The sequence below is a fragment of the Flavobacterium limi genome (assembly GCF_010645075.1).
GTDB lineage: Bacteria > Bacteroidota > Bacteroidia > Flavobacteriales > Flavobacteriaceae > Flavobacterium > Flavobacterium limi.
The window spans coordinates 1,058,203-1,072,289 of the sequence record NZ_JAADZV010000001.1; the positions used below are offsets into that span (position 1 = coordinate 1,058,203).

The 14,087-nt window shown below is 35.1% G+C and carries 14 protein-coding genes; 3 read left to right on the forward strand and 11 right to left on the reverse strand.

Annotated features, from left to right (window positions below; genetic code table 11):
- Positions 1 to 13: 13 nt before the first annotated feature.
- The 9 genes from GXM16_RS04585 to GXM16_RS04625 form a co-directional block, all read right to left on the reverse strand.
- Positions 14 to 217 (reverse strand): hypothetical protein, encoded by a 204-nt coding sequence (locus GXM16_RS04585; RefSeq protein WP_163393140.1) that lies wholly within the window; start codon positions 215 to 217, stop codon positions 14 to 16.
- Positions 218 to 415: 198 nt separating this feature from the next.
- Positions 416 to 1,636: a DUF763 domain-containing protein gene (locus tag GXM16_RS04590; RefSeq protein ID WP_163393142.1), complete on the reverse strand. Its 1,221-nt coding sequence runs from the start codon at positions 1,634 to 1,636 to the stop codon at positions 416 to 418.
- Between the two features lie 83 nt (positions 1,637 to 1,719).
- Positions 1,720 to 3,153, reverse strand: coding sequence for a glycosyltransferase family 2 protein (locus tag GXM16_RS04595; RefSeq protein WP_163393144.1), 1,434 nt, complete (start codon positions 3,151 to 3,153; stop codon positions 1,720 to 1,722).
- Positions 3,150 to 3,983, reverse strand: coding sequence for a hypothetical protein (locus tag GXM16_RS04600; RefSeq protein ID WP_229684135.1), 834 nt, complete (start codon positions 3,981 to 3,983; stop codon positions 3,150 to 3,152). Before GXM16_RS04600 ends, GXM16_RS04595 begins: the two co-directional genes overlap by 4 nt.
- 11 nt (positions 3,984 to 3,994) lie before the next feature.
- Positions 3,995 to 4,360, reverse strand: coding sequence for a response regulator transcription factor (locus GXM16_RS04605; RefSeq protein ID WP_163393146.1), 366 nt, complete (start codon positions 4,358 to 4,360; stop codon positions 3,995 to 3,997).
- A gap of 80 nt (positions 4,361 to 4,440) precedes the next feature.
- Positions 4,441 to 6,429: a GAF domain-containing hybrid sensor histidine kinase/response regulator gene (locus tag GXM16_RS04610; RefSeq protein ID WP_163393148.1), complete on the reverse strand. Its 1,989-nt coding sequence runs from the start codon at positions 6,427 to 6,429 to the stop codon at positions 4,441 to 4,443.
- 225 nt (positions 6,430 to 6,654) lie between these two features.
- Complete coding sequence (locus GXM16_RS04615) at positions 6,655 to 7,386, reverse strand: YqjF family protein (protein ID WP_163393150.1); 732 nt, start codon at positions 7,384 to 7,386, stop codon at positions 6,655 to 6,657.
- Between the two features lie 217 nt (positions 7,387 to 7,603).
- Positions 7,604 to 8,209, reverse strand: a complete 606-nt coding sequence (locus GXM16_RS04620) for a YciE/YciF ferroxidase family protein (RefSeq protein ID WP_163393152.1) — start codon at positions 8,207 to 8,209, stop codon at positions 7,604 to 7,606.
- Positions 8,210 to 8,226: 17 nt separating this feature from the next.
- Positions 8,227 to 10,371, reverse strand: a complete 2,145-nt coding sequence (locus tag GXM16_RS04625) for a catalase (protein WP_163393154.1) — start codon at positions 10,369 to 10,371, stop codon at positions 8,227 to 8,229.
- Positions 10,372 to 10,742: 371 nt separating this feature from the next.
- On the opposite strand from GXM16_RS04625, the gene GXM16_RS04630 reads away from it, so the two are divergent.
- The gene (locus GXM16_RS04630; RefSeq protein ID WP_163393156.1) at positions 10,743 to 10,997 is read left to right on the forward strand and encodes a hypothetical protein; all 255 of its coding nucleotides are present in this window, start codon (positions 10,743 to 10,745) and stop codon (positions 10,995 to 10,997) included.
- A 75-nt stretch (positions 10,998 to 11,072) separates the two neighbouring features.
- Here GXM16_RS04630 and GXM16_RS04635 read toward each other — a convergent pair whose 3' ends face one another.
- Positions 11,073 to 11,729, reverse strand: a complete 657-nt coding sequence (locus tag GXM16_RS04635) for a DUF6766 family protein (protein WP_163393158.1) — start codon at positions 11,727 to 11,729, stop codon at positions 11,073 to 11,075.
- 280 nt (positions 11,730 to 12,009) lie between these two features.
- On the opposite strand from GXM16_RS04635, the gene GXM16_RS04640 reads away from it, so the two are divergent.
- Complete coding sequence (locus tag GXM16_RS04640) at positions 12,010 to 12,603, forward strand: YciE/YciF ferroxidase family protein (protein ID WP_163393160.1); 594 nt, start codon at positions 12,010 to 12,012, stop codon at positions 12,601 to 12,603.
- A gap of 89 nt (positions 12,604 to 12,692) precedes the next feature.
- On the opposite strand, the gene GXM16_RS04645 is transcribed toward GXM16_RS04640, so the two are convergent.
- Entirely contained in the window at positions 12,693 to 13,541 is an 849-nt protein-coding gene (locus GXM16_RS04645; RefSeq protein WP_163393164.1) for a mechanosensitive ion channel family protein, read from the reverse strand.
- Between the two features lie 197 nt (positions 13,542 to 13,738).
- On the opposite strand from GXM16_RS04645, the gene GXM16_RS04650 reads away from it, so the two are divergent.
- The gene (locus tag GXM16_RS04650) at positions 13,739 to 14,029 is read left to right on the forward strand and encodes a hypothetical protein (RefSeq protein ID WP_163393167.1); all 291 of its coding nucleotides are present in this window, start codon (positions 13,739 to 13,741) and stop codon (positions 14,027 to 14,029) included.
- The last annotated feature ends 58 nt before the right edge of the window (positions 14,030 to 14,087 follow it).

Genomic DNA, 14,087 nt, shown 5'->3' on the forward strand with positions numbered 1-14,087 from the left:
TGTATGCCTTTTTTTAATTACTGCGTTTTTCATAATAATCAGAATCGGTATTATTCGAATTCTCTCTTTTTGAAATCCGGTTTGGACTATCATCTATAAATTCTTCAACAGTCTGGGTGTTTTTATTTTTCTCAGAGTGTATTTTTGAATAAAGATTTTCTATCGTGTCTTTTTCCGGACAATTATCGTTATCCGGATCATAATTTTTCTCGACCATGACTTTTGATGTTTAATTGTTTTTGGCTGAATCATTAAACTGCTTTTTCAGGATAACAGTTTTAGTGTTAGATATATATGTCAATAAAATTAGATAAATTAGTACATTTCTTTTTATAAGATTGAAATCTGCATTTATATAATTATGAGCCAATAATTTGAAATCTTTGGATAGTATTTATTCCAGATTTGAACCAACCTAAAATAATTCCAGTTGATTACTGGGATTTATGGGCTTGTTTTTGGGAGGTTTTGCATCGCCAAAAACAGTTTTTCCTCCATATTTATAAGATTCATTCCGTTCTTTTTGAATCAGTGCATCAAAGTTAGAATTGGGTGTAAAACTCTCCTCGGCTTTTCTTGAGATTTCAGACAATTTTTTAATGGCTTCTATTTTATCACTATTACCTATTTTAGCTCGGTTAATGGCTCTTTGCAAAGTGTCAATTGTTTCATCATAGATTTTTACAGGTACTGGAAAGGGATGTCCGTCTTTACCACCGTGAGCAAATGAAAATCGTGCAGGGTCTTCAAATCGGGTTGGGGTGCCGTAAATTACTTCACTTATCAGGGCCAGTGATTGCAAAGCTCTTGGTCCCATTCCTTTTAAAAGCAGTAGTTCTTCAAAATCTTCAGGATTATTTTCATGTGTTGCCCATAACATTGCACCAAGTCTTTTCATATTGACATTTTCCATTCTGACATCATGATGTGCAGGCATTGCAAGATGCTGCATTTCTTTCATGATTTTTGTTGGGGATTCTTTCGAAAGTTCTAAAATCCCTTCTCTGGATTTTACAGCACTATTTGCTGTAAGATTTAAAATAGAACCTTGGTTTTCGCCATATATGAACGTATGAGGTTCATTTATAAAAGATTTCAGTTCCTGCGAATGCCAGTGATATCTTCTGGCTGTTTTAGAGTTCGGATTCATTCCTTGCTGTATAACAGCCCATTGTCCTTTGTTGTCTACAATAAAATTATGTTGGTATAATTGAAAACCATCCTGGATAGCTGTATTGTCAACTTTGGCAGTTAGTTTGCTGCAATTTGCAAGATTATTGCCGTCAAGTCCTGTTTTTTCACCAACAAATAAAAGTTCATTAGGAGTAAGCATAGAATGTTTTCCTTTGCCTCCGCAGATATAAATGCCCAGTTCTTTTGAATGTGGATTTACGGATTTTTTTAAAGCACCAAGTACAGAAGTTGTAATTCCTGATGAGTGCCAGTCCATTCCCATAACGGCACCAAAACTCTGAAACCAGAAAGGATTACTCAGCTTACTGATCACTTCTGAAGTAGAAAATTCCATCGCAATAGTTTCAACAATGGCAAGGCCAAGTTTCGACATACGTTCGGCAAGCCATAAAGGTACATGTCCATAATGTAATGGAAGATCTGCTGTTCCGGAACGTTTCATGTAATGGGATTTTGTATACTACAAAAATACAAAAAAAGTTTTTTAATGCCTGAGAGCAAAAAGCCCGGACCAGACTATATGAATTATTCTTTCTTTGTAAAACCTTTTCGGGTCATTTCACCCCAGCCTTTGGTCCCCATGACTTTTTCTTTATACCCCACTAAGGCAGCATATACCGTAAGTGGATGAAAGTACAAGGGTTCTATAAAGGCAGCCAGCAGAAGCTTGAAAAAATCAGCCTGTTTTGGATATTTGTGATAGGTATACTCTTCACTAAACAAGGCTATAACTGAAAAGAATACAGCAAATGTATAAACAAAAAGGACCAGTAAAAGGAAGAAATGCCAGTTAATGAACCCGAAAAATATAAATATAAGGGTAATAAGCAGCCCAATAAATTCTATTGCCGGAGCCAGAAATTCAAAGAATGTCCAGTAAGGGATACTAACTATACCCAGAAGTTTATACTTAGGGTTTAGGAACATTTTTTTGTGAATTGTAAGTGTCTCAATGGTGCCCCTCATCCAGCGGCTGCGCTGTTTTTTGAATATTTTGAAATCTTCAGGAGCTTCTGTCCAGCAGAGTGGGTCAGGTATATAACTAACAGAGTAGGGTAATTTATTTTCAACCATATAACGTCGCATTCTTACTACAAGCTCCATGTCTTCACCTACCGTTTTAGTATCGTAACCTCCTGATAGAAGTGCTATTTCCTTGTCAAATGCACCAAATGCCCCGCTGATAAGCAATAGTCCGTCGAGTCTGCCCCAGGCCATCCTTCCTAAAAGAAAAGCCCTGAGATATTCTAAAACCTGTATTCTTGGTAACATAACATCAGGGATGTGTACTTCTACCAAACGGCCATTTCTGATCACACACTGGTTCGCTATCCTTACAACGCCACCTGTAGCAATAATACGCTTCCCATGAGATTCTAAAAAAGGTTTTGCTAATTTTAATAAGGAGTCTTTGTCTAAAATACAATCAACATCGATACATACTACGTAAGGATTTTGTGCAATATTGAGCCCTACGTTTAAAGCATCAGCTTTTCCTCCATTTTCTTTGTCAACAACAATCAGTTTTTTAAATGCAGCATTTTGGGAAATATATATTCCTCTAACCTTTTTGGTTTCGATTTTTGAATCGTACTTAAGTTCCGTCAGGACAAGATTATAGGTGTTAATGAGGATTTCCATCGAATTGTCTTTGCTGCCGTCATTTACTACAATTACCTGATAATTATTATAGTTTAAAGAAAGTAATGATTTTACGTTTTCTTCAATAGTAAAACCTTCATTGTACGCAGGGGCAATTAAGGAAAGTTTAGGTGCAAATTCACTGGTAAGCAGTACTTCATAATCTACAAAACTATTCTTTTTAAGATAGCTTCTTAGCGCTTTTGTAGAAAGGTAGGCTAATATAAGATAAGACGACATGATCAGGATGGCATATCCAAGAATGAGGAGTATATAAACATCCAAAAACCATGTTGTTTCACTATTAAAAAAAGTCATTCGCTGATAAGATTTACTGTTAGTGCCTTTAATACACTTTGTGCTTCATACTGTATTAAAATATTTGGAGCCCTTTCTGTCAATTGTTCTACATGATGGAGCTTTTGCGTAAGCTTAAGTTCTTTGATAAGTTTTAACCCAAGTGCGACAACTGTTGTGTTTTTTGACTCAAGCAGGTATTCGACACCCTGTGTATCGCCAATATCATGTTTTTTGAAAGCATTTATAATATTTAACTGAGTCCAGTCATCAATAGGATAAGGATGCTCTGTAAGGTGTATTATTCCATTTATTCCTTCAAGTCTGATAGCCGCATTAATGGCAGTAATTTTTAAGACTTTGTTTTTGGATTTGGAAAGGCTGATGATTTTATCAGAAGCGTCAGTAATATTCATTTCAGCCAATTCCGTAATTCCTTTGCACTTTACTTCCCATTTATGGTTTTTAAGTTTTTTAAAAGAGCTGTTTATTAATTCGGATTCTTTGTAAAATTGTTCCAGTTTTAAAGCATAAACACCATCGTAATTTTTATGAAGATTGATAACCGATTCATTTAGTACTTCCCTGAAATAAGCATTCTTAAAAAACATCACATAATTTGGATCTTCTTTTACAGAAGAAAAAGGAGTGTCCATGAAAACAACTGAATACATCAATTCTACAATGATTTGTTCATAATCATTTCTGAGTTTTTCCTGTTTTATTTTTCTGTTCCGGCTTTCAATAATTAATAAGTACAAAACAGCTGATATCCCTACAAATAAGCAGATTGAACCCATTAGAAAAGGTTCTACCCAGTTGCTGTTTTTATAAAGTTCCCAGATATTCACTACATTAATTTTTATAAACGTATATTAAGTAATTTATTAATTCTGATTAAAAGTACAGCAGGACTAATTGGTTTGGCAATGAATTCATTGGCACCAATGTCAAAAGAATCTAATTCTGTCTGTTCTACACCAGAAGAAGTAAATATAATAATCGGAATGTCAGGGCTAATATTTTTTCTTACATATTGCGTAATTTCCATTCCGCTTATGCCAGGCATATTGATATCAGTCAGAATTAAGTCATAACTATTTTGTTTAATAGCTTCAAGCGCCTCCTGACCATCAGAGAACTGGTCAACACTAAATCCTTTAGATGTTAAAAAAAAAGATAGAGATTTGCGCAGGATTTCATTATCTTCAGATAAAACTATTTTCATTGTTTTAAATATTTGTCTTGAATCAAACTTATTTTATAAAATCAGGAGATATTGTAGAGCTATAGCATATTTATCTTTTATCATAACTCCTTTAGGATTTTAACTACTTCTGTAATTCCACAATGTAAGATATTCATTCTGTCAGCACTTTCAGTAGTAAATTCTCCGGCATTCGCTTCTTTTTCAATAACAGACAAGTAATTTGAAAGATCTTCGAGCATGAAAATATCAAAACTGGATTTCATATTATGTGTCAGTTTTTTTACTGCATCTGTGTTGTTAGTACTAAATGCTTCTTCCAGCTGAGCTACTTCATTTGGAATTTTTTGTATAAACAGATCTATCATTTCTTGCTTAAAGTCAGGATTACCACCAGATATTTCATCTAAAAATGACAGATTGACCTTTCTCTTTACAGAATGCTTAATGTCTTTGTTGAGAACTGTTTTTATGGTCTCTAAAAGCATAGCCTGCTTAAAAGGTTTAGGTACATAAGCATCCATTCCGACATCGTAACAGCGTTCCTGTTCACCTACAAGGGAATGTGCGGTCATGGCTATAATAGGAATGTTTAAATTCATTTCGTTTCTAATGTATTCTGTTGTTTGGTACCCGTCTTTCACAGGCATCTGAAGGTCCATCAATACTAAATCATATTGGTTTTTTGATAACAGATCAATTCCTTCCTGACCATTTTCAGCAATGTCTAATTCAAAACCAAAATTATGAATCACATTCTTTGCCAGTTTCTGGTTTAAAGCATTGTCTTCACATAGAAGGATTTTTAATTTACCCAGATCTTCCTTCTGTAGTGTTTCATTTTCTGTTTCAATATGATCTGCTTTTTTATAAGTAAGTACGAAGAAAAATTCTGAACCGCGCCCTGGTTTGCTTTTTACATGAATTTCAGAATCTTGTAGCTCTATCAGCTGTTTAACAATGCTGAGTCCGAGTCCGGTTCCGCCAAACCTTCTTGTCGTACTTTCTTCTGCCTGTGTAAATCGTTCAAATATAGTGTTGAGCTTGTCCTCCGGGATGCCGATTCCGGTATCTTTAACGGAGAATCTGAGTGAATAATGGTCTTCAGTTTCATCAACTTTTTTTACCGATACTGTAACTTCTCCTTCCTGGGTAAACTTAAGGGAGTTACCGGTAAGGTTAACCAGTATTTGGTTTAATCTTCCCTGATCGCCTATTACAGTCTCCGGTAATTCTGCATCCAGAAACAGATTGAATTCAACATCTGCCGGAACTTTAACCTTTAGTAAATTATAGACATGCTTAAGTGTCTTTTTTAAATTGAAAGGCTGAGCATCAATATTCAGATTGCCCGATTCGATTTTGGAAAGATCCAGAATATCATTAATAATCAACAGTAAATTCTCTCCTGCAATTTGTACACTATCAATATAGTCCCTTTGCGTAGAATCTAATTTTGTTTGCGATAAAAGATCCGTAAAACCAATTATGGCATTCAGAGGTGTCCTGATTTCATGACTCATATTTGCTAAAAAGCTGTCTTTAGCCAATACGGCACGTTGTGCAATTTTTTTCTGAGTGTTGAGCTCTATGTTTTTTGTCGTTAATTCCAATTGATTTATCACGTGTTTCGCAACAATCGACAACGCATTTTTCTGATTTTCGTTAAGTTCCTTGGTAACATGATCTATTGCGCAAAGTGTTCCTATATTATAACCATCTGGTGTTGTCAGTGGAATACCGGCATAAAATCGTACTTTAAATCCTCCTGTAACATTCGCATCATCTTTAAACCGATCGTTCAAAAGAGTATCCTGGATTTCAACCATTTTGGTGTCCATAATCGTGTACTGGCAAAAACTAATTTCGCGCGGCACTTCTGATACTCCTATACCAACTTCAGATTTGAACCATTGTCTGCTCTCATCTATGAATGAAATATGTGCGATTGGTACGCCACATATATAGGAAACAAGTTTTGTTGCATCATCAAAAGCAGTATCAGGAAGCGTATCAAGGATATTATAACGTTTTAATGCAGCTAAACGTTCTGCTTCATTGTGAGGTATTGGAAGTTCTATGTTTTTCATTTTGATAAAGTAGAATGTATAAATATAATAATTTGGGTTAGAACTTTACAATAAATTAGAAGATCAGATTTAGTTTTTTATCTCTACAATTTGAAGATTGGTTTGTTTGTTCTTTTTTGAATGCAAAACTAAAAAGAAAAAACCTTTAAACGTGCATGTTTAAAGGTTTTGACTTTAATTTTTTTAATCAGAGTATGAATTTAACTGACCGGAGCAATTCTCGGATCAGGAATGTTTGCTTTTTTCTTTTCCCCATAATAAAACGTCAATTTTTTCGGCATATTGAACCTTATCAGGAAAAGTACTCAGGATGTATTTGCCGACTTTGTATTCAATATTATTTATGGTTGCATCTAAATTTTTAAGATTCCATTCTTTATGGTGGATGTCAAACCGGCACATCGATTCCCCGCAGTTTTCGTATAAGGCATGTCTTTCAGTAAGCCAAAAATCCAGAGAAGTTTTTTCTTCGGTTAAAGGTCTGTTTTTCCCAATTGTAATATCTACATACTGATGTTGAGGTTTGTTTTTAGAGAGAAGACGATTTGGAGAAGTTTTTATTTCAGCTTTTTGATAAGGAAGCCCTATAAATGCTCTGGTAAGTACAACCTCAATTAGTTTATCTGTTTCGATTGAAAATAAATAAATTCCGGGCTTATTATCTTTGATAACATATGTTCTGATATTGATTTCATGAAATTGGGATATAAACGGTAAAGAAGGAAGATTTCTCAGTCTCATATTCTTTACTTCAAAAGACACAAGGGATACCCAGGCCATATTATTGAATACGTCAAGCTTAAGGCCTTCAGGAATATACTCTTCTAAAAAAAAGACCGGAACTTCCCAATGAAAAAACATAGTATTGTGCCATTCCTGGAAATACTTCCATTTTTTTTCCGGAAGCGGATATTGCCGGCATGCTGTGCTTTGGAGTATTTTATCAATTGTGTTCATGCGTTTTATTATTTTGAACCTCTAATATAATTATTGATAAGGTACATTTTTTATATTATCTGTTATTGATCTTATACAATAGCTACTAGATAAAACGTCTACTGAAACTCGAAAATATCCTAAACTTTTTAAGTAGTACCAAAAGCAAAAAAACACCCGTGCATAACACGGGCGTTTTTCCCAAATAAAATAAAAAAGTAACAAAAAACAGTTTTTTTTATATTATTTCAGCAGCTACAGTATTCACCGCGTTTAGAGCAACATCATTCAGGATGCAGTCTGCTTCTTTTTCTTCGGCAAGAGTTTGCGTTAATAATTTTGCAGCATCGTTTTCGCCTATTGCTTTTGCGAATGCTACTAAAGTTCCATAAGTTGCAATTTCATAATGTTCAATCTTTTGCGAGGCAGCAATGATTCCTGCATCTCTTACTGGTCCCGGCGTAGTTTCCAGTAATATCGAATCTCCTTCTTTTAATAAGCCAGCTAAAGCTTCACATTTTTTGCCTTCGGCTTTTTCACCCAGAAGCTCAAAAACCTGATTGAGTCTTTCAACCTGAAGCTGCGTTAAGGCTATATGCTCTAAAATTGCTCCTGCAAGACCGGGATTAGTAGCATTCGCAGCCATTTTAGGCAAAGCGGCGACCAACGCATTTTCTGCCCAGTAAATGTCTTTTAAGCTGTCAATAAACAGTTCTTTTAATTCTGTTGCTGCATCAGATGAAGGCTCAACCATATTTATTTTTGCGTTTTCTTTTATCGTTTTAGTCTGGGTTACTTTTGCCTGACTGGCGTTTGTCTGATTTTGTTTTTCTGAATTTTTCATGTTTTTCTTTTTTGAAATTAAATGTATAAGTTTGGCTCACGCTGCCAGAAACGGTGTTTAGCCATTGCAGCGATAAATTCCTGCGCAAAAGACTCAGAAGCCACTTCGTTAGTGATGATAATCCCGCTATCATCATTTGTAATTTTTGAAGCAAAAGGGGCGGCACTGATAATATCAGCAGCATCTCCATCGGCAGCGATTACTTTACAATGTTTGTAGGCGTCGTTAAGGTATTCTAATGCATCATCATTTTCCGCAATCACGTTTAAACCTATTCCGTGTGGTACATAAACGGCATCAAATAATACTGATGATGCAGTAAGGAAACTATATTCGGCAGCAAGGGCGCCATCAGAATCAGTAAGAACGGATCCTAAATGCGGTGCAATTACACATCCTTTAGCACCTTGTTTTTTTAAGGCAGTCTTGATATTTTGAACAGCTGCCTCAGAAACTCCGTCAGATACAAGGATTGCAACTTTTCTGGATTCGATTGTAGGCTTATTTGTTGGGTTTTTAACCATGCTTAATGCCTCAGAAGAAGTAACGGATTGCTCTGTCGTTCTTGGTTCCTGGGTTCCTGCTTCTTCTGTTTCCGGAGATACCCCTTTATTTATTGGCTTTTCTAATATCGGTGGTACAGTTGCACCAAGTCCTAAAGCTACTTTTTCGGCAAGTTCAGTATCAACCTGAGACAACAATCCCAGCATTCTTACTCTAATAGCTGTTGTCTTTACCTTGCCTAACTCGAAGCGAAGTGCTTTAACGATATGACTCTTTTCTTCAGGTGTCTGGCTGTTAAAGAACAATTTTGCCTGACCAAAATGATCCGCAAAACTTTCACTTCTTTCGCGCACTTTATGTGCTTCTATACGCTCGTTAAAGCTTGAAAATCCGCCATTGGCAATTTGCTGCTGATAAGGACAGCCGCCTCCAAGAGAATTCGGATGATAATTGACACGTCCTTTGTTGATTTCCTGACGCATAAAACCGTCACGCTGATTGTTATGAACCGGAGCTATGCTTCTGTTAATTGGAATTTCATGAAAATTCGGTCCTCCTAATCTTGTAAGCTGGGTGTCAGTGTATGAAAATAGTCTTCCTTGTAGTAAAGGATCATTACTAAAATCTATTCCGGGAACCACATGTCCGGGATGGAAAGCAATTTGTTCTGTTTCTGAAAAGAAGTTGTCAGGATTTTTGTTCAGAACCATTCTTCCAATTATGGTAACGGGTACTGATTCCTCAGGAACAATTTTTGTAGGGTCAAGCAAATCAAATTCGTATTTTTCTTCATCTTCAGCAGGTATTATCTGTATGCCTAATTCCCATTCAGGGAAATTCCCCATTTCAATGGCTTCCCATAAATCTTCTCTGTGAAAATCAGGGTTTTTACCTGAGATTTTCTGAGCTTCATCCCAGGCAACGGCGTGAGTTCCTAATTTGGGTTTCCAGTGAAATTTTACAAATACAGATTCTTCCTGGGCATTTACCAGTCTAAAGGTATGAACCCCAAAACCTTCCATCATGCGATAGCTTCTTGGAATTGCACGGTCAGACATGGTCCACATAATCATATGCATCGATTCGGGCATTAGCGAAATGAAATCCCAAAAGGTATCGTGTGCAGAAGCAGCCTGCGGCATTTCATTATCTTGTTCCGGTTTTACAGCATGAACAAGGTCCGGAAATTTATTTGCGTCCTGAATAAAAAATACAGGAATATTATTGCCTACTAAATCGTAAACTCCTTCCTGGGTATAAAATTTAACCGCAAAACCCCTTACATCTCTGGCAAGATCTGTTGATCCGCGAGAACCTGCAACAGTAGAGAATCGGGTAAAGACCGGTGTAATCTGACCTTTTTCCTGTAAAAAACCTGCTTTTGTTAATTCCGGAATTGGATTGGTTACTTCAAAAAAACCGTGCGCTCCTGATCCGCGGGCGTGAACAACCCTTTCAGGAATTCTTTCGTGGTCAAAGTGGGTCATTTTTTCTCTGAAGATAAAATCCTCTAAGAGGCTAGGTCCTCTTTCACCTGCTTTCAGTGTATTGTTGTCATCATTGATCTGAATGCCCTGATTAGTAGTTAAAACCTTATTCGTGCCATCTGATTTGTTAATCGATAAGTCACGTTGCTTGTCATCTTGAAAATTTTTCATAAAGTTTCTTATTTGTTAATTCGTTCCTTTTTTATTGAAAGTCCAACTTACCATCAGATTAATAGATAGTTAAGGCTGATGTCGTTCATTATTCCAAATTTAATTTCTGAAAAAATGTCATTTTTATAGAATTACTTTTCATTATTGCACAATTGCCATAACAATCTGCAGATAAGAGTAAAACACTAATTAATATGGAATTCCATCTAAGAATTGTTTTGTTAAATTATGACGATTCATTTGCTATGAGTATGGTAATCCTATAAACTTAATGTCTTTTGGTATAAATAATTGAGGTTTAAAACGGTAACATTTGTAATAAAACAAAAAGTATTGTTTTGAAAATCAGATTATTAATTAAAGATGAAATTATGAGAAATTTAATTGCAAGCTTTTGTATGGCCCTATGTTTTGGGATTGCATCAGCGCAGGAAGCTCCTGCAAAGAAAAGACAGAGTACGGATACTGTTCACAGTAAACACACTACTAAAAAAAGTACTAATACAAGAAAAACGGATACAGTCAGCAGACAGGGCACTGATCAAAGAAAAGGGAAAACCGTAAAATCGAAGGGAAATACAAATACGAATACACAGCGTAGAGATTCAATCGGAACAACTCCTTAAATATTGATTGTATTTTCAATTTTATAAAAGTCTATTTTATGCATTTAAAATAGACTTTTTGGTGTTATTTAGTTTTTAATCACCAGTCTCCATATGCGGTGCATCAACTGGTTTCGATTGTGATGAACCTATTTGACGGAAATAGATTGACAGCATTACAATGGCAAAAACAGAAAGGAATTCGCTTTGCCAGTTTTGAAACGATTCAAACCAGAATCTTGAGTTTCCAATGTAGGAGGAAACGGTTTCTAATGGTTTTCCTTCCAAAAGAAGTTTTTCATTTTCATCTTTCAAACTTCCGTAAAAGTGGATGACAAATGAAATCAGAAATAACAAAAATAAAACGATGGTGAGCGAATGTTTGTAAATCTTTAATATGAAGCCGCCTTTTTTCACAGGCCACGGAGCATCTTTTCTGTTTGGATCCGGTTCGCGATCGACTTCTTCCGGTTCATCCAGTTTTTTTGATTCTGAAGATCCTTTTTGTTTAAGAAATATGGTCATTAAAACAAAAAGTGCCATTTGCAGAAATTCACTTTCCCAATTTTCAAAAGTAGACTGATAAAAATGACCGGATACAAGATAAGAACCCAGGGTTGTAATTTTTCCCCCTTCTTCAATAAGTTCCTTATTGTGTTCTTTGAAACCTAAAAATATCTGTCCTGCTAACGAGATAATAAACAGCAGTATAAAACAGATACATAACCCATTGTTTTTTAAAAATGTTTTCATTTTGTATTTGTTTTAGAGTAAATTTCAGCAAAGAATCTAACCCATTTTTATACAATTAGAATTTTAGGTTACAGATTTTTCATTATAAGCTAAATTTCGATTATTATTTATAGGTTTAAATCTATACATGAATTTAATCCAGAGTATAGAATTTTTTTTATGCCTGTTTTATAGTTTATTAGGTAGTTTAATTTTGTAATACTGAATGATAATTCTGTAAAAATTGCATTTGTGTGTAGAATATTTTTGTTACAGTTAAATCATTAAAAAATATAATATTATGAAAACTGCAGAAACAAAAAAAGCCAGCACAAAGAAGGCTCCGGCAAAGACAACTCAGTCAAAAGGAAAAACAGTAAAAGCAAAATCGAATGCAGCTGAAGGATTAAGAGAACTATTTGTTGATTCATTAAAAGACATTTACTGGGCTGAAAAAGCATTAACTAAAGCACTTCCAAAAATGGCTAAAAATGCAACTTCTGAAAATCTTATTACTGCTATAAACGAACACTTAACAGTTACACAGGGGCAAGTAGAAAGACTTGAAAAAGTTTTTGAATTGCTGGGAGAAAAAGCTGCTGCTAAAAAATGCGACGCAATGGAAGGCCTTATTAAAGAAGGTGAAAGCATTATGGAAGAAACTCAGGAAGGACCAGTACGTGATGCCGGAATTATAAGTGCATCACAAAAAATCGAGCATTATGAAATTGCTTCATACGGAACATTGGCTGCTTTTGCTTTGACTCTTGCAGAAGAAGATGCCGCAGCTTTATTGCAGCAAACCTTAGAAGAAGAAAAAGAGGCTGATACCATTCTGACTGAAGCAGCTTACAACACCATTAATTTTGATGCTTCTGAAGAAGATGAAGAATAATTTTCTGATTTGCATTCAAAAGACAAAGCCCTGTAGTCATTTAATTAAAATGGTTACAGGGTTTTTTAGTCTTTATCACGATTTATGAATTAGTGTTCTTGTTTTCTATTTGAAAGGATTTCAACTTCTTTTTCAATTATAATTTCCCGCCTTGATGCCGGAATATCAATTTTTTCGGTTTTAAAAGCTTTTTTTATATTTTGATAAAAATCAGAAACCACAAATCCGTAATCAGGGTTAGAAGTCCACATAAGAACCGATAAAAGCACAGCGTCTGCTGTTAAGTCTTTTACCAAAACTAATGGTTCGGGATTATCGAGAATTCTTTTGTCATTTTTTATCACGTCAAGTATAATATTTTTAACATGATGTAATTCACTGGTGTGATTGACACTCAGTGTAATGTCCGTACGACGTGTCATTTCTTTAGAAAAATTCCGGATTATCCCATTTGATAAGGCGCCATTAGGCATGTAAATAGACTGGTTATTGGGAGTAATTATTTTTGTGCTAAAAATAAATATTGCTGCAACAGTACCAGCTTCGCCCTGAGCTTCGATATAATCTCCCACCCGGAGAGGTTTAAAAAGAATAATTAATAGTCCTCCGGCAAAATTTGCCAGAGATCCCTGCAGTGAAAGTCCAATGGCCAGACCGGCAGCTCCAATAGCGGCTACAAAAGCAGAGGTTTCTACACCTAATTTGGTAATAATACTGATAAACAGTAATGCACGAAAAACCCATATAAGCACATCCATTACAAATTTAAGTAATGTAGTATCGAACCGCTTACGGTCAATAAGCTTCGTCATTACTTTTCGAAAAATTTTTATGATTATAAGCCCAATAGCGAGCGTGATAATCGCAGATAATAGATGAGGCCAAAATGTAATGGCAGCACGAAGTGTTTTTTGCCAGTATTGATTGATTATTTCCATAGCTTTTTAAATATAGTAGAGATAAATTTCAAATTATTTAAAATCAATACTTTATATAATTTTATTGAAACATTTCATAATAATTTGGCAAAACCAGTATGCTGCAATAGATGCTTTTATTATAATAAATTTCGAAAATTGTATAAAAAAACGATTGACAAGTGGTTTACTTTTCGCAATAACAAAAATGATATAATATGAAAACTTTATTTAAAAGCAAGATTGCAATGCTGTTCCTATTAACCGCATTAGCATTTGGATGTAAGAAAAACACTGATAGTGATTCGGAGTTCCAACAAAACGAAACTGACAGTGTAGATATGTCACTAGATACAATTGGCCCTGCTGTTGATTCGTCAGCAACTTTAAATTCGGGGCAAAATGGTAAAAACGGAACAACCGGAGCAACAGGTGAGGGTGCTACAGGATCAGGGACGGAAGGGTCAACTCAAAAAGGGAATCAGAATGTTAAAACAGATTCTATCTAATAATCTGAAATATTGAAGAATTAGATAATTAAGGTATTCATAAAAAAAACTCTCAGTT